This window comes from Pustulibacterium marinum (genome assembly GCF_900116665.1).
GTDB classification, from domain to species: Bacteria; Bacteroidota; Bacteroidia; order Flavobacteriales; family Flavobacteriaceae; genus Pustulibacterium; species Pustulibacterium marinum.
Genome location: NZ_FPBK01000010.1, coordinates 32,741 through 48,633, shown reverse-complemented (window position 1 = coordinate 48,633; position 15,893 = coordinate 32,741). Strand labels below are relative to the sequence as shown.

The 15,893-nt window shown below is 34.0% G+C and carries 14 protein-coding genes; 8 read left to right on the top strand and 6 right to left on the bottom strand.

Annotated elements, in window-relative coordinates; all coding sequences use genetic code 11:
- Positions 1 to 3: 3 nt before the first annotated feature.
- Genes BM383_RS12825 through BM383_RS12810 form a run of 4 tightly spaced genes read right to left on the bottom strand, consistent with a single transcriptional unit; the run spans position 4 to position 4,718 of the window.
- Positions 4 to 867 (bottom strand): ABC transporter permease, encoded by an 864-nt coding sequence (locus tag BM383_RS12825; protein ID WP_093025550.1) that lies wholly within the window; start codon positions 865 to 867, stop codon positions 4 to 6.
- The gene (locus BM383_RS12820) at positions 868 to 1,428 is read right to left on the bottom strand and encodes a sugar transferase (RefSeq protein WP_093025549.1); all 561 of its coding nucleotides are present in this window, start codon (positions 1,426 to 1,428) and stop codon (positions 868 to 870) included. It lies immediately after the preceding gene.
- Between the two features lie 20 nt (positions 1,429 to 1,448).
- Positions 1,449 to 3,908 (bottom strand): polysaccharide biosynthesis tyrosine autokinase, encoded by a 2,460-nt coding sequence (locus BM383_RS12815; protein ID WP_093025548.1) that lies wholly within the window; start codon positions 3,906 to 3,908, stop codon positions 1,449 to 1,451.
- A 9-nt stretch (positions 3,909 to 3,917) separates the two neighbouring features.
- On the bottom strand, positions 3,918 to 4,718 hold the full coding sequence (locus tag BM383_RS12810; protein ID WP_093025547.1) for a polysaccharide biosynthesis/export family protein: 801 nt from the start codon (positions 4,716 to 4,718) through the stop codon (positions 3,918 to 3,920).
- A 108-nt stretch (positions 4,719 to 4,826) separates the two neighbouring features.
- Here BM383_RS12810 and BM383_RS12805 point away from each other — a divergent pair, with 108 nt between their 5' ends.
- The gene (locus BM383_RS12805) at positions 4,827 to 6,689 is read left to right on the top strand and encodes an ABC-F family ATP-binding cassette domain-containing protein (RefSeq protein WP_093025546.1); all 1,863 of its coding nucleotides are present in this window, start codon (positions 4,827 to 4,829) and stop codon (positions 6,687 to 6,689) included.
- A gap of 29 nt (positions 6,690 to 6,718) precedes the next feature.
- Here BM383_RS12805 and BM383_RS12800 read toward each other — a convergent pair whose 3' ends face one another.
- Positions 6,719 to 7,489: a DUF3667 domain-containing protein gene (locus BM383_RS12800; RefSeq protein ID WP_177229121.1), complete on the bottom strand. Its 771-nt coding sequence runs from the start codon at positions 7,487 to 7,489 to the stop codon at positions 6,719 to 6,721.
- A 100-nt stretch (positions 7,490 to 7,589) separates the two neighbouring features.
- On the opposite strand from BM383_RS12800, the gene BM383_RS12795 reads away from it, so the two are divergent.
- The 7 genes from BM383_RS12795 to msrA all read left to right on the top strand — a co-directional run bounded on the left by BM383_RS12795 (position 7,590) and on the right by msrA (position 14,936).
- Positions 7,590 to 8,366, top strand: a complete 777-nt coding sequence (locus BM383_RS12795; protein WP_093025544.1) for an O-methyltransferase — start codon at positions 7,590 to 7,592, stop codon at positions 8,364 to 8,366.
- 66 nt (positions 8,367 to 8,432) lie between these two features.
- Positions 8,433 to 9,116, top strand: coding sequence for an ABC transporter ATP-binding protein (locus BM383_RS12790; RefSeq protein ID WP_093025543.1), 684 nt, complete (start codon positions 8,433 to 8,435; stop codon positions 9,114 to 9,116).
- Between the two features lie 93 nt (positions 9,117 to 9,209).
- The gene (locus BM383_RS12785; RefSeq protein WP_093025542.1) at positions 9,210 to 9,785 is read left to right on the top strand and encodes a cob(I)yrinic acid a,c-diamide adenosyltransferase; all 576 of its coding nucleotides are present in this window, start codon (positions 9,210 to 9,212) and stop codon (positions 9,783 to 9,785) included.
- A 153-nt stretch (positions 9,786 to 9,938) separates the two neighbouring features.
- Complete coding sequence (locus BM383_RS12780; protein WP_093025541.1) at positions 9,939 to 10,160, top strand: DUF2795 domain-containing protein; 222 nt, start codon at positions 9,939 to 9,941, stop codon at positions 10,158 to 10,160.
- 83 nt (positions 10,161 to 10,243) lie between these two features.
- Positions 10,244 to 13,609 carry a preprotein translocase subunit SecA gene (gene secA, locus BM383_RS12775; RefSeq protein WP_093025540.1) on the top strand — a complete coding sequence of 1,122 codons (3,366 nt, stop codon included), beginning with the start codon at positions 10,244 to 10,246 and terminating at the stop codon, positions 13,607 to 13,609.
- Positions 13,610 to 13,721: 112 nt separating this feature from the next.
- The gene (locus tag BM383_RS12770) at positions 13,722 to 14,192 is read left to right on the top strand and encodes a DUF4199 domain-containing protein (RefSeq protein WP_093025539.1); all 471 of its coding nucleotides are present in this window, start codon (positions 13,722 to 13,724) and stop codon (positions 14,190 to 14,192) included.
- Between the two features lie 66 nt (positions 14,193 to 14,258).
- Entirely contained in the window at positions 14,259 to 14,936 is a 678-nt protein-coding gene (gene msrA / locus BM383_RS12765) for a peptide-methionine (S)-S-oxide reductase MsrA (protein ID WP_093025538.1), read from the top strand.
- On the opposite strand, the gene BM383_RS12760 is transcribed toward msrA, so the two are convergent.
- The gene (locus BM383_RS12760) at positions 14,937 to 15,848 is read right to left on the bottom strand and encodes a leucine-rich repeat domain-containing protein (protein WP_177229120.1); all 912 of its coding nucleotides are present in this window, start codon (positions 15,846 to 15,848) and stop codon (positions 14,937 to 14,939) included.
- Positions 15,849 to 15,893: the final 45 nt, after the last annotated feature.

Here is a 15,893-nt window from a genome sequence, read left to right as displayed (position 1 = left end):
TTTCTAAACTGTATCGATAAAATTCTTTTCGGTTCTATTAAAAATAGCCAGACCAGCTAGAAAAGTCACTATAGAAATTACCAAAGAATACCAAATACCATCAAAATTAGCTATTGTTGTTCCAAAAACCATATTTCTAAACGATTCAATAATCAATGCTAAAGGATTATAAGTTACCAACCAAGCATATTCTGGAACCTTTTTAGAAATCTCTGCAATAGGATACATTACAGCAGAAACATACATTAGAAGCTGAACTCCAAATGTAACAAGGAACGAAACATCCCTATATTTAGTGGTCATAGATGATAAAATCATTCCTAAACCAAGTCCTAACAAAGCCATTTCTACAATCAGGATAGGAAAATAAATCATATTTGAATTTATAGCTACCAGATAATCCTCCGCAAAAACAAAATAAAGATAGAATACAATGAAAATTAAAAGTTGAATCCCATATTTTAAAAGGTTTGAAATTACTGTAGATAAAGGCATTACCACCCTAGGAAAATAAACTTTACTAAATAAATTTTGATTGGTAGTAAATGTTGTCGATGTGGCTGTTAAGCATTCTTTATAATAATTCCATAAAGAAACTCCTGCCAAATTAAATAGAAAAGCAGGTACAGCTCCGGTTTTAATTCCGGCTACACTGTTGAAAATCAAAGTATATATAATTGATGTAAACAAAGGTTGTATTAAATACCATAATGGACCTAATATCGTTTGCTTATAAACTGTAACGATATCCCTTTTCACAAACAAAAATAGCAAATCTCTATAGCGCCAAATTTCTTTGAAATTAAACTCTAAAAGTCCTTTTTTAGGAGATATTTCATATAACCACTTTTGCTCTTCCACCTCTATTTAATTAAAAATCAGTTTGAACGTTTTTAAAAGTATATGCAAATCTGTTTTTAAACTTACATTCATAGCATAATCAATATTCATTTTTACTTTTTCTGGCCAAATAATGTCTTGATAATAAATATCTGGATCACTGATAGATTCCAATAATTTTTCTTCATTGACATATTTAATGCTCGCTGGACTTGTCATACCAGGCTTTACACTAAAAATCTTTTTTCGCTCTGACTTTGATAGATGACTAAATATCCAATTGGGCACATCAGGTCTAGGGCCTACTATACTCATATCTCCATTTAACACGTTAAAAAGTTGTGGTAACTCATCAAATTTTGAACTACGGAGAAATTTCCCTAATAATGTAACTTCATTATTGTCATTTAAAGTACAAAACTTTACAATTGTAAATATTTTTTCATATTGTCCTACTCTACTCTGAAAAAAGAAAACTTTCTCCTTTTGGGTGAGAAACACCATTAGAGAAATGACCAGTAAGGGAACTAAAAAGAATATTACCAAAACAATGCTTAAAACAATATCAAATATACGTTTTACTGTCATTTTTCAAAAAATCAAAATATTTAAGATTTTTTAAATCGTTTCTTCAATTTAGTAAAAAATCCAGATTTTTTATATTCATCATGGTAACCATTTCCATAATTACCATAACCATAGCCGTATCCATAGCCATAACCGTATCCATAGCGAGACTTGTTTGAATAATCATTCAAAACTACCCCTACATTCCTAAGCTCTCCTTTTTGCTTTCGCTGTTGAATGAGATCAAGCATTTCTTTTTTCGTATAGTTTTGCCTCACTATAAAAGCTGTAATATCGGCATATTTTGTTAGCTCTAAAGCATCAGCAACTAGACCTAGCGGAGCAGTATCCATGATAATTACATCATATTTTTCCTTCAGTTCTGCAATCATTTCATCCATTCTATCTCCTATCAATAATTCTGAAGGGTTAGGAGGAATTGGTCCTGAAGTAATAATATCTAAATTTTCATATCCCGAATACTCAACAACTTCCGACAACTCTTTCTGACCTATAAGATAATTTACAACTCCCTGATCATTCTTAAGATCAAAATCTCCAAAAATTTTAGGTTTCCTTAAATCGAATCCTACTAGAACAGTTTTCTTGCCACTAAGCGAAAATACTGAAGCCAAATTAATAGAAAAGAAAGTTTTACCTTCTCCACTAATTGAAGATGTTACCATTACTGTATGAACATTGTTGCCGTCTTGATTTCGCTTGAAAAAGAATTGAAGACTTGATCGAATCGCTCGAAAAGATTCTGAAACTGCTGATTTATTTTTCTCGAAAACAGCAAGATTTGTTCTTGAATTACTGTGCCCCACCATACCTAGCATTGGAACAGATGCCAAACGTTCTACTTCTTGTGGCCCATGAATTTTTGAATCTAACAGCGTTACCACAAAAATTATAAGTAAAGGAAAAAGCATTCCTGCAACAAGTGCTACCAAATAGTTTTTTGAACTATTTGGGGTTAATGCCCCCTGACTCAGATTTTTGGCTGCATCTATAACTTTTACATCAGAAACATTGGCTGCTTTGACTAACAAAGCTTCGTTTTGCTTCTCTAACAACATATTATAACTTGCCTGATTTAGATCGTAACGCCTTTTGATAGCATATAATTGTTGTTCCTCTAAAGGCAATTTGTTAAACTCAAATTGTAACCTGTTTATTCTAGAACTAACTGATGCTAAATCAATATCAAGTTTAGCATTTGCAGATATAATATTTTCTAACAACACATTTTTTAAAGCTTCTATCTGGTTATCTATTTGTAGATAAAAAACTGGATCTTTTACTTTTACACTTTTAGCAGCTCTTTCAATCGAAAGCTGAACAATCTGAGAAACATTTAAAAGAATATTAGGATCTTCTATTCCTGTAGAACCAGGTGCGGGCAAATCAGAATAATCCGTTTTGCTTACTAAATAATCTTTTAAAAGTTTTAAATATGATTTTTTGGATGCTATCAATCTTTCCTCTGCTTCTAATTCTTGCATTTGAGCATTGATCTCATCTCCTTTACTCTCTAAATCAAAAACCTGATTCTTTCTTCGAAAATCTCTCAACAATTTCTCATGAACCTTTAGAGAATCTGAAACTCCTTCTAATTGTTGCTGAATGAAAGCTAGAGTATTTGCCGCAAATAAATTTTTCTGATCTAATTGGTCCTTACTTAATACTTGAACTGTTGTATTTAAAAAGTCCGCTAAAATATCACGATTTGCTCCTATTAGTTTCAATCGTAACATTGAAGCTCCCTTCACTTCTAATTCAACATCAAGGTTCTTAAACTTGTTCACTTCTTCAGTTATAGAAGTAAACTTTAAGAAATAAACTGATTCTTCACTTACTCCAGCATCTATTTTTCTTAATATCTTACCATGAAAAAAAGGCTCCCTAACTATTTCTCCAAACTCATAAACTCTTTTAAATGATCTAGGTATTTTTAATTCATTTACATCTTCATCGGCATATCTAATTCCCTTAGGGTTTTGATCTTCTTCCAAGACATAAGAAAGCTCATAATCTTTATCTCCCTTAATTGTTATTTTTATTGGAATTTGAAGTAACTGAGATTCACTCTCATCAATCTCTGCTAAAAATGGAGCTTTTTTATGAATATCCTCTAATCGAAACCTTCCCTGTTCCATATAGTGGATATAGCTTTGAATAATTGATATTACCTTTTCATTGTGTTTTCTAGATTTCAAAGTAGTTCTAACAGTCTCTACCTTATCACTAGCTCCTCCCCAATTAAAGGTTAAACTCATCCCTGTTGTAAAAAGTGGATTTTGCTCTTCCTTTATAGAGATCAAGGTATCTAGCTTGTATAGACGCTCTGTTTTAAGATTTACATAATAAGCATAACCAAATGCTATTATCAAACTAAAAAAGACTAAATACCAATAACGTAAAAGGCGTAGAAAAAACCCCTTGACATCAAAAAAGGAACCGCTATTATCGTTTTGAATTTCTATATCCTGATCCGTCATGTCTCTTTTCTATAAGGTTCTTATCAACAAAATAGTACTTGTTATTACTGAAAACACAGAAAATATTGTTGTAAAGGTCTGAAGACCATTAGTACCGGTACCTAGTGATTTCTGAGGCAATGGATTTACAATGATCATATCATTTGGTCTCACATAAAAAAACTGTGATTCCATCGCACTCCTCTGTGTTATATCAATATGATGAATTTTTTTTCCGTCTGGATATTGTCTCACAATCACAACATTTTCTCGATCGCCAGTTATCGCTACATCTCCTGCATTTGCTAAAGCTTCTATAACATTCACCTTATCCCTATACATTACTTGGCTTCCCGGAGAACCGACTTCTCCCGTGACAGTAAAGTACAAACCTGCTAGTTTTACACTAACAAATAAATGAGTTGATTCTGTTAAATATTTATCTAAAATAAGACTCTCAACTTTTTTTCTTATCTCCTCAACCGTATAGCCCAATACATTTATATCGTTTAAATAAGGTATTCTAATATTTCCATGAACATCTACAATATATCCATTAAAATACAATTGTTGTTCTCCAAATGCATTGGTATTATTTTGCTGTGTATCGCTTTGATTAAAGATTGCTACAAGCTCTGGATCATCAGCCTTTAAAGTAATCGACAATATATCATTCACCTGTACTCTATATGGTTTCACCACTGGCTGTATCGTAGGAATTGAATCATTTACAGTTTCACTTTCTTGTAAGTAAGTAAGCTGCTTTCGGGACACACAAGATTGAAATCCTATCCCGATGACTAGCAATAAAAATAGTAGTTTAAAACGCATTGTTAAAGCATGGCATTATTAACAAATATAGTTCTATCATTGGAATAATGAAACAATAATGGCAGAATCGGTTTTTTTTCTCTTTAATTTGCAAAAAACTTCTATAAAGTGAATTTACTCTCGGTTGAAAATATAGCAAAATCCTATGGAGAGCGTACATTGTTCTCTAATATTTCTTTCGGAATTAATCAAGATCAAAAAATTGCACTGATCGCTAAAAATGGTACTGGAAAAACATCGTTATTAAATATTATTACCGGAAATGACACGCCTGACGAAGGACAAATTGTTTCTAGAAATGGAATTCATATTGCCTTTTTACCGCAGGAACCAAATTTAAATCCAAACTTAACCGTAGAAGAAACCATTTTTGCTTCGGAAGCTCCCGTACTAAAAGTGATTCACAATTATGAAAATGCTTTAAAAAATCCTGAAGACACTGATGCCTATCAGAAGGCATTTGAACAAATGGACATTTTCAATGCGTGGGATTTTGAAACACAATACAAACAGATTTTATTCAAACTTAAGCTAGACAACCTAGATTTAAAAGTTGATAAACTTTCTGGAGGACAAAAAAAACGCCTCGCTTTGGCTACCATATTAATTAATAAACCTGATTTATTAATTCTGGACGAGCCTACGAACCATTTAGACCTTGAGATGATCGAGTGGCTCGAAAGTTATTTTGCTCAAGAAAAAATTACGTTGTTTATGGTTACGCACGATCGTTTCTTTTTGGAACGCGTTTGTAACGAGATTATTGAATTAGATAATGGACAACTTTACCAATATAAAGGAAATTATAGTTATTATCTAGAGAAAAAAGATGCACGAATGGCAGCAGAAGCTGCTGCCGTTGAAAAAGCAAAAAACCTGTATACCAAAGAGCTCGACTGGATGCGACGCCAGCCAAAAGCGAGAACTACAAAATCAAAATCTAGAATTGATGACTTTTACGTTATTAAAGAAAAAGCACATCAAAGAAGGCAAGAACACACGGTTCAGTTAGAAATTAACATGGAGCGCTTAGGTAGCAAGATTATTGAATTTCATAATGTTTCTAAAGCTTTTCAGCAGAAAGTGATTTTAGATAAATTCAATTATTCTTTTCAACGTGGTGAACGCGTAGGAATCATTGGAAAAAACGGAACCGGAAAATCTTCGTTCTTAAATTTACTCACTAAAAATTTAGAGCCGGATGCTGGAAAAATCATCATTGGTGACACCATTAAAATTGGTTATTATACACAATCTGGAATCGGGGTAAAACCAGAACAAAAGGTAATTGATGTTATTAAAGAATTTGGAGAGTTTATTCCATTGACCAAAGGTAAAATCATTTCTGCAGCTCAATTACTAGAACGCTTTATGTTCGACCGCAAAAAGCAATATGATTATGTAGAAAAATTAAGTGGTGGAGAATTGAAGCGTTTGTATTTATGTACCGTTTTAATTCAGAATCCAAACTTTTTAATTCTAGATGAGCCTACCAACGATTTAGATATTGTTACCTTAAATGTTTTAGAAGATTTCTTGTTGGACTTTCCAGGTTGCTTGTTGGTGGTTTCACACGACCGATATTTTATGGATAAAATAGTGGATCACCTTTTTGTATTCCGTGGTGAAGGTCAAGTGGACGATTTCCCTGGTAATTATTCAGACTATAGAAGCTACGAAGACAGCATTGTTCCAGAGTCTTCTCAAAGCGAAGATAAAAAAGAGAAAAAGAACTGGAAGAAAGATGCTAATTCAGCCTTAAGCTATAATGAACAAAAAGAATATAGCCGCATCGAAAGAGATCTAAAGAAATTAGCTGAACAAAAAGAAGAAATGGAAGCCAAATTTGCCGATGGCACTATTACTCCTGACAAAGTGAATGAAGCATCCGAAAAACTTCAAAAAGTATTAGACGAAATAGAAGAAAAAGAACTCCGCTGGATGGAGCTCATGGAAAAAATGGAAGACTAAAAAACAGGGAGCAAAATTTTGCTCCTTTTTTATGAATTCACCATCGCAAATATAATTCCTGCAGGAATGGCTATAATTGTTATTCCTACAATCCCGAATACACATATTAAAAAGCCTCCCCAAACAACTCTCCACAAAGACTCAAAAAAGCTAACACCATGTTCTTTGTAAAAAAAGTAATAAAAGAACACATATACTATATAGAACCCCATTGATAAAAATGAACCTGTTTCAAAACCGAAAAAATAGGTTAATAGTAAGGTTGGTATGCTGGAAATCATCAAATGATAAATCATTAAGATTACCGAAATATAAAAGTGCTCTCCGAAACTATATTTATACTTTTTGAAAGCCAAATAGAATCCAAAAGCAAATATGGGAAGCGATACTAAATATATAAAAATAGGATATCCAAACATGTAGTCATAAATCATTGCCTGAGCCTCATTAGCAACAGCATCACTACCGTACCGAGAATCTAAGGAAGCTAACTTTTCTAAGTAAGCACCTTTTGGCAATATCAACTTGAATACAATAAAGTAAGCCGAAACCACCAAAAGCAATAATGAAATTGGCTTGTAGTAATTAGCTCTTCTACCATTTAAATAAGCTTTAGTTACCTTCACAGGGTTTTTCATAATCTCCCATAAAGTAAACCAAAAGCCCTTTTCTAAATTGAAAATAGCTTCCGGAACCTCCCGAAATAAATATTTATTATTGATTTTTGTCGCCTTTGCAGCTTGTCCACAATTACTACAATAGTTTCCCACTACTACCGATTGGCAATTTAAACATTCCATATACACGATTTGATGCATAAAAATATAAAATAAGAGATCTAATAAAAAGCACAACTTCTATTTATATTGATTTTTCCCTAAACAATGTATTTTTGCACACATGAATTGGCACCTGTTTACATCCTATTTCAAATTCCTGAAAAACTCAACCAACCAACACGGAGTGCATTCTCCATTTATCTACGATTTGGTTACCAAGTGCTTTTACAATACAGAAAAAAAGAGTGATTATCAGATTTTAAAAAAATACAAAACTGAGTTATTATCTAATAAAAAAACTATTTCTGTAACTGATTTTGGAGCAGGTTCAAAAGTTTTTAAATCCAACAAACGGTCGATTCATTTGATCGCAAAAAATGCAGGGATTTCTTCTAAGCGAGCAAAATTATTATATAGATTAACCGAATATTTTCAATTTGAAAAATCCTTAGAGTTGGGCACTTCGTTAGGAATCGCCACTGCTGCTATCGCTGCCGGAAACAAAAAAGGCCATCTTATCTCTTTGGAAGGTTGCCCAGAAACTGCAAAAATTGCAAAGCAACAATTAAGCAAATTCCATCTCAAAAATATTGCTATTGAAGTAACCGAATTCACCAAGTATCTTCAAAACCTTGAGAACTCAAAATTCGACTTCATATATTTTGATGGAAATCATCAAAAAGAACCTACTTTGAAGTATTTTGAATTATTACTAAAAACTACGCATAATGATACCGTCTGGATTTTTGATGACATTCATTGGTCAAAAGAAATGAGTGAAGCTTGGAATTTGATTCAGAAACATCCAAATGTAACAGTAACTATTGACACGTTTTTCTGGGGATTGGTTTTCTTCAGAAAAGAACAGCGAAAAGAAAATTTCACGATACGGTTGTAACAAAATTTCAAAAAGACAACTAATAGCTAAACAAGTTTATCTTGCAGCTAAATAATCAAAAAACGTATGAGTGTTATTTCTATTTCCGGCATCCGACGAGACTTTAAATTAGGTTCCGAAATTGTACATGTACTTAAAGGTATAGATCTTGAAATTGAAAAAGGTGATTATGTTGCCTTGATGGGACCTTCCGGTTCTGGAAAATCTACCCTTATGAATATGCTTGGATGTTTAGACACTCCCACGGCGGGCACTTATATTTTAAATGGCCACGATGTGAGTAAACTTTCCGATAATGATTTAGCCGAAATTAGAAATAAAGAAATTGGTTTTGTTTTTCAAACATTCAATCTTATGCCTCGTACTAGTGCTTTGGACAATGTTGCATTGCCTATGGTGTATGCTGGTGCTTCCAAAGAGAAAAGAAAAGAGCGAGCCATAGAAGTTTTAAAAGATGTTGGCCTTGGTGATAGAATGGACCACAAACCCAACCAACTTTCTGGTGGACAACGCCAGCGTGTTGCTGTTGGTAGAGCTTTGGTTAATCATCCATCAATTATTTTAGCGGATGAACCTACCGGAAACTTAGACACCAAAACTTCCATAGAAATCATGAATCTTTTTGATGAAATTCATGCACGTGGAAATACAGTTATTTTGGTTACGCATGAAGAAGACATTGCAGAACATGCACACCGAATTATTCGTTTGAGAGATGGACTCATAGAAAGTGACATTCGAAATAAATAGGTATTAGCAAAGTTCTCTCAACAAGATCAATCCTCGATTTTCGCGCAAAAACTTTGTACCTTTCGCTTTTGAAATTCACAAAGAAGCGATTCTATGAAAATATATACAAAAACCGGAGATAAAGGAACCACTTCCCTTTTTGGCGGTACTCGTGTTCCAAAACACCATATTCGTATAGATGCATACGGAACTGTTGATGAACTCAACTCCTGGATAGGGCTTATCAAAGATCAAAAAGTAGCTCCACGAACCAAAGAAATTTTAAATTATATTCAAGATAGATTGTTTACTATTGGAGCTATATTGGCAACTCCACCAGAAAAAGAAATCTTGAAAAATGGAAAACAGCGTTTAAACATTCCAAAAATTTCTGAAGAAGATGTTACCATATTAGAACAGGAAATGGATATGATGAATGCAGAACTTCCTCCTATGACCCATTTTATTTTACCGGGTGGACATCAAAGCGTGTCATTCTGTCATATCACAAGAACCATTTGTCGCCGTGCAGAGCGTATTTCTACACTTTTAAATGAAGAAGAACCCATTGACGCGTCAGTAATACAGTATTTAAATCGACTATCTGACTACCTATTTGTATTGGCACGGAAGTTGTCCAACGACCTGCAAGCGGAAGAAATCAAATGGATACCGAAAAAAGATTCTTAAATTATTTGTATTTTTTTACGCCGATTAATCACTTATTTTCAACAAAATAACGATTAATAAACGTTCTCTGAAAAAATACCGAAATAACAATAAATTTACTTGACTTTTTAGTGTAAAAATATATTTTTGCAATAAATTAAAAACCTTTAGCACATGTATTGGACATTAGAATTAGCGTCTTACTTAGATGATGCACCGTGGCCGGCAACAAAGGATGAGCTTATTGATTTTGCCATACGTACTGGAGCGCCTTTAGAGGTGGTAGAAAACCTTCAGGCGATGGAAGATGAAGGAGATATGTACGAGTCTATTGAAGAGATTTGGCCAGATTACCCAACAGAGGAAGATTACCTCTGGAATGAAGATGAATATTAACAGTATCAGCATTAAACAGAAAAAAGTCTCATCCGAGGCTTTTTTTTTGTTTAATTTTGAAAACCACATAAAACCAACGGATAATGAGTTTCATTAATTCACTTATTAAAATATTTGTAGGAGATAAAGCGCAGAAGGATATAAAAGAAATTCAGCCTTTAGTAGACCTTATCAAAGCAAACGAAATTGAGTTTGCTAAACTATCCCACGACGAGTTACGAGAAAAAACTGCCGAGTTTAAAGCATATATTAAAAAAGAACGTAGCAGTTTTGACGAACAAATCAAAGAACTTACTGAAAAAGCAGAAACCGAAACAGATATCGATGCAAAAGAAGATATCTATACGGAGATTGATAAATTGGAAGGTCAAGCCTACGAAGCTTCTGAAAAAGCTTTGAATGATTTACTTCCAAAAGCTTTTGCCGTAGTGAAAGAAACTGCGAAACGTTTTGCAAACAACGAAACACTTTCTGTTACAGCTTTACCTTATGACCGAGAATTTTCAGCAACCAAAGATTATGTAAATCTAGAAGGAGAAAAAGCCGTTTGGAATAACTCTTGGGACGCCGCCGGAAAAGAAGTTACTTGGGACATGGTACATTATGATGTACAGTTAATTGGTGGTATTACACTTCACCAAGGTAAAATTGCAGAGATGCAAACTGGTGAAGGTAAAACTTTGGTAGCTACCCTTCCTGTATATTTAAATGCCCTTACCGGAAACGGAGTACATTTGGTTACTGTAAACGACTATCTAGCAAAAAGGGATAGTGCCTGGATGGCTCCTCTTTTTGAATTCCACGGAATGACGGTTGATTGTATCGATAAACACAACCCAAATTCTGAAGGTCGTAGAGCAGCGTACAATGCTGATATTACTTACGGTACCAACAACGAATTTGGTTTTGACTACCTAAGAGATAACATGGCGCATTCGCCAAACGATTTGGTACAGCGCAAACACAATTATGCCATTGTCGATGAGGTCGATTCTGTATTGGTTGATGATGCACGTACACCATTAATTATTTCTGGTCCAACACCACAAGGAGACCGTCACGAATTTAACGAGTTGAAACCAGCCGTTTCAGATCTTGTGGCTATTCAAAGCAAAATGTTAACTGGCGTTTTAGCAGAAGCTAAAAAATTGATTACTGCCGGAGATACCAAAGAAGGTGGATTCTTATTGTTGCGTGTTTTCAGAGGTTTACCTAAGAACAAAGCTTTAATTAAATTTTTAAGTCAGGAAGGAGTAAAACAATTACTTCAAAAGACTGAGAACTACTATATGCAAGACAACAACCGCGAAATGCATAAGGTTGATGCCGAGCTATACTTTACTATTGACGAAAAAACAAATCAGGTTGAACTTACTGATAAAGGTGTAGACCATCTTTCAGAAAGAAGTGCCGATAAAGAATTCTTCGTTATGCCAGATATTGGTTCAGGAATTGCTGAAATTGAAAATCAAGCATTACCTATCGAAGAAGAAGCTGAATTGAAAGAAAAATTATTTCAAGAATTCAGTATCAAAAGTGAACGTATTCACACTATGAATCAGTTATTGAAAGCCTATACGCTTTTTGAAAAAGATACTGAATATGTAGTGATGGAAAACAAAGTAATGATCGTTGATGAGCAAACTGGTCGTATTATGGACGGTCGTCGTTATTCAGACGGATTGCACCAAGCGATTGAAGCCAAAGAAAATGTGAAGATCGAAGCTGCTACACAAACCTATGCAACGGTAACACTTCAGAATTACTTTAGAATGTACGGTAAACTTTCTGGAATGACAGGTACTGCGATTACAGAAGCAGGTGAATTCTGGGAAATCTACAAATTGGATGTTGTTGAAATTCCTACCAACCGCCCAATTGCACGTCACGATAGAGAAGATCTTATCTATAAAACTAAAAGAGAGAAATACAACGCCGTTATTGAAGAAGTTACCAAACTTTCTCAGGCAGGAAGACCAGTACTTATAGGTACAACTTCTGTAGAAATCTCTGAATTACTAAGCCGTCTGTTAACGCAGCGCAAAGTTCAACACAATGTATTGAACGCAAAAATGCACAAAAGAGAGGCCGATATTGTTGCCGAAGCTGGTAAGCCTGGCGTAGTAACTATTGCTACCAACATGGCTGGTCGTGGTACAGATATTAAGCTTTCTGCCGAAGTTAAAAAAGCTGGTGGTTTAGCTATTATTGGTACAGAGCGTCACGATTCTCGTCGTGTAGACCGTCAGTTACGTGGTCGTTCTGGTCGTCAAGGAGATCCGGGAAGTTCTCAATTCTACGTTTCTTTGGAAGACAACTTAATGCGTTTATTTGGTTCTGATCGTGTTGCCAAAATGATGGACAAAATGGGATTAGAAGATGGTGAAGTTATTCAGCATTCTATGATGACCAAATCTATTGAGCGTGCTCAGAAAAAAGTAGAAGAAAACAATTTTGGTGTTCGTAAAAGATTATTAGAATATGACGATGTAATGAACGCGCAACGTGAAGTGGTTTATAAACGTAGAAAACACGCTTTAGAAGGAGAACGTCTGAAAGTGGATATCGCTAACATGATTTTTGATACAGCAGAATCTATCAGCGAAACCAACAAAACGGCAAATGACTTTAAAAACTTTGAATTTGAGTTAATTAAATATTTCTCTATTACCAGTCCGGTTACTGAAGAAGAATTTAAAAAGTTAGCGGTTCCGCAATTAGCATCAAAAGTTTACAAAGCAGCATACGATCATTATAACGAAAAAATGGATCGTAATGCAGCCGCAGCTTTTCCTGTTATTAAAGGAGTTTATGAAGATCCAAATAGTAAATATGAACGCATCGTAGTTCCTTTCACAGATGGTCAAAAATCATTAAACGTGGTTACCAACCTTGAAGAAGCGTATAACTCAGAAGGTAAAAAGTTAATCACAGATTTTGAAAAGAACATTTCTTTAGCTATTATCGATGATTCTTGGAAAACGCATCTAAGAAAAATGGATGAGTTAAAGCAATCGGTTCAGTTAGCAGTGCACGAACAAAAAGATCCTTTATTAATCTATAAGTTTGAAGCTTTTGAATTGTTCAAAGGGATGATCAATAGTGTTAACCGCGAAGTAATTTCGTTCTTATTCAAAGGAGAATTACCTTCTCAAGATCCGGCTGGAATTCAAGAAGCTGCTAGAGTAAGAAGACCGAAAGAAAATTTAGAAACTTCTAAAGAAGAAATTCCAAATAGTGATGAGTTAGCCGCACAAAACAGAGCCGCTTCTCAAACACAACCAAAACCGCAGGTTACAGAAACCATTGTAAGAGACCAACCAAAAATTGGTAGAAACGACCGTGTCATTATCAAAAACGTAATGAATGGCGAAACTAAAGAAGTGAAGTTTAAACAAGCAGAACCTCTAGTTAAAAGTGGTCAATGGGTTATTACCGGAAAAGCGTAATTTATATTACTTATATATAAAAACGGCCTGCATTTATGCGGGCCGTTTTTGTTTCTATAATGCTCAAAAAATTTGTAATATTGAGCTTTAAAACCCTACTACCCCGAACAAAATGAAATTTAAAACCGAAATTAAATGGGGAATCCTCTTCTCCATCATTTCCATCCTGTGGTTACTACTATTGGTTACCTTAGGATATACTTCAGAAAAAATTGAACAATTTCCGACTGTTGATAGCTTATTCTTTATCATAGCTATTTTAATCTACGTGATGGCATTCAGAGATAAACGTCAGAAAAATGGAAACAAACTTAGCTGGAAACAGGCTTTCGTGTCTGGAATATTAATCGGTATTGTTGTTATGATTCTATCTATTCCTTCACAAGCTTTTATTCATAAAATCATTATTCCAGATTTCTTTAAAAACAACATTGAATATGCTGTTGCTCATAAAAAAATGACTCTCGAAGCTGCTCAGAAATATTTCAATCTAAAAAGTTATATGATTCAATCTGTCATATTTGCTCCAGTTGCCGGTGCTATAACAGGAGCAATTGTTGGACTCCTCATGAAAAGAAAATAGGCTTTTAACAAACCGTCAACAGTCATTTTTTCGTAAAAAGTTTATATTCACTTAAAAACGAGAAAAATGAAAAAATTCATAATTATTCCCTTAGTACTTTTTTCTGCTATTATAGGTAGCTGCAATACCAGCACTAAAGAAAACAAAAATCCTAAAAAAGTTGCAGAGGCTGCTACAAGTGAAAACCATACCAATTCAGAATTAGAAAATAAGGACTATGCAAAAGCCTATTTTGCTAGTGGATGTTTTTGGTGTGTAGAAGCTATTTATGAAAGTATTGATGGCGTTCAGGAAGCCGTTTCAGGATATTCGGGAGGCGATACTATTGATCCTACCTATCGGGAAGTTAGTGCCGGAACAACCGGACATGCAGAAACCGTTGAAGTTATGTATGATCCTACAAAAGTTAGCTTTGAAACTTTAGTGAAAGCTTTTTTTGATTCGCATGATCCCACCACTTTGAATCAGCAAGGACCAGATCACGGCACACAATACCGATCTGTTGCTTTTTATCAAACCCCAGAAGAAAAAAGAATCATCGAAAATTATATTGCCCAACTCACCAAAGCTAAAGCATTCAACAATCCGATTGTGACCGAAGTTAAAAAGTTTGAAATCTTTTGGCCAGCAGAAAATTACCATCAAGATTTTGAAGAACGCAATCCTTTCAACCCGTATGTAAAAGGAGTTTCGAAACCTAGACTGGAACGTTTTAAGGACAAATTCTATTCAGATAAAAAATAACTAAAAATAAATTTTACAGTTGGGCAGTGCCTTTTGTATGCGCTGCTTTTCTTTTTCCGGTATCGGATTCCCTTTTAAAATCAATGTTTTCAAAGCTGTTAACTTTGATATTTGTTTTGGCAAATGTGTTAATTGATTATTTGAAAGCAATAGTAATTCAAGATTTGAAAGCTCGCAAATACTATCTGGAAGTTCTTTCAGTTCATTTGCATTCAACAATAAGGAACTCAATTTTTTTAAATCTTGAATAGACTCCGGAAACTGTTTTAAACTGTTATATTCTAAATTTAATTCTTCCAAAGACTCCAATTTTGTCCAGCTTTTATCAAATTCATGAAATTGATTATACCCTAAATTCAATACACGTAATTTTTTCAAATTCGTTATCTCTTGTGGTAAAAAACTTAGTTGATTGTTATCAAGCTCTATTACTTCAAGATTTTTACAGTTTTTAATTTCTGAAGGAATCACTGCAAGACTGTTTACTGATAAATGTAAAAACCGAAGGTTCTTTAATTCTCCAAAACTCTCTGGTACATTGGTAATAGCATTACTAGCTAAATTTAAACGAATCAACTTGTCTAAATTGGAAATTTCCGAAGGAATATATGCCAATGAATTCAGTTTCAAATTGAGCACTTCTAGTTTCTTCAGCTTTAAAATTTCCGGATTCCAAACTTCTAGATTATTCCCCATTAAATTCAAAAACGTAAGATCTTTCAGTTGTTTGATATCATTAGAAATATAAAATGAATGCTGATCACGCAAACTAATTTGAGTTACAGTACCTTCAAAAGCCAATGCTTTGTTTAAATCTGTAAAAACAGGACTTGTTAGCGGATTTGCGTTTTGTGCGCACACAAAAGAGCTACATAAAAGTAGTCCTAAACCTATTGAGAAAGAGAATTTCATGCTCGTAAATTTCATCAAAAATAAAGGGTTCATGTATCGTAAAGT

Bases quoted from the DNA above. Each gene is read 5' to 3' on its own strand.
- BM383_RS12795 (WP_093025544.1), top strand. From the start codon at position 7,590: ATGAATTGGCACCTGTTTACATCCTATTTCAAATTCCTGAAAAACTCA.
- secA (WP_093025540.1), top strand. From the start codon at position 10,244: ATGAGTTTCATTAATTCACTTATTAAAATATTTGTAGGAGATAAAGCG.
- msrA (WP_093025538.1), top strand. From the start codon at position 14,259: ATGAAAAAATTCATAATTATTCCCTTAGTACTTTTTTCTGCTATTATA.
- BM383_RS12820 (WP_093025549.1), bottom strand. From the start codon at position 1,428: ATGACAGTAAAACGTATATTTGATATTGTTTTAAGCATTGTTTTGGTA.
- BM383_RS12785 (WP_093025542.1), top strand. From the start codon at position 9,210: ATGAAAATATATACAAAAACCGGAGATAAAGGAACCACTTCCCTTTTT.
- BM383_RS12790 (WP_093025543.1), top strand. From the start codon at position 8,433: ATGAGTGTTATTTCTATTTCCGGCATCCGACGAGACTTTAAATTAGGT.
- BM383_RS12815 (WP_093025548.1), bottom strand. From the start codon at position 3,908: ATGACGGATCAGGATATAGAAATTCAAAACGATAATAGCGGTTCCTTT.
- BM383_RS12780 (WP_093025541.1), top strand. From the start codon at position 9,939: ATGTATTGGACATTAGAATTAGCGTCTTACTTAGATGATGCACCGTGG.
- BM383_RS12770 (WP_093025539.1), top strand. From the start codon at position 13,722: ATGAAATTTAAAACCGAAATTAAATGGGGAATCCTCTTCTCCATCATT.
- BM383_RS12800 (WP_177229121.1), bottom strand. From the start codon at position 7,489: ATGGAATGTTTAAATTGCCAATCGGTAGTAGTGGGAAACTATTGTAGT.
- BM383_RS12810 (WP_093025547.1), bottom strand. From the start codon at position 4,718: ATGCGTTTTAAACTACTATTTTTATTGCTAGTCATCGGGATAGGATTT.
- BM383_RS12760 (WP_177229120.1), bottom strand. From the start codon at position 15,848: ATGAAATTCTCTTTCTCAATAGGTTTAGGACTACTTTTATGTAGCTCT.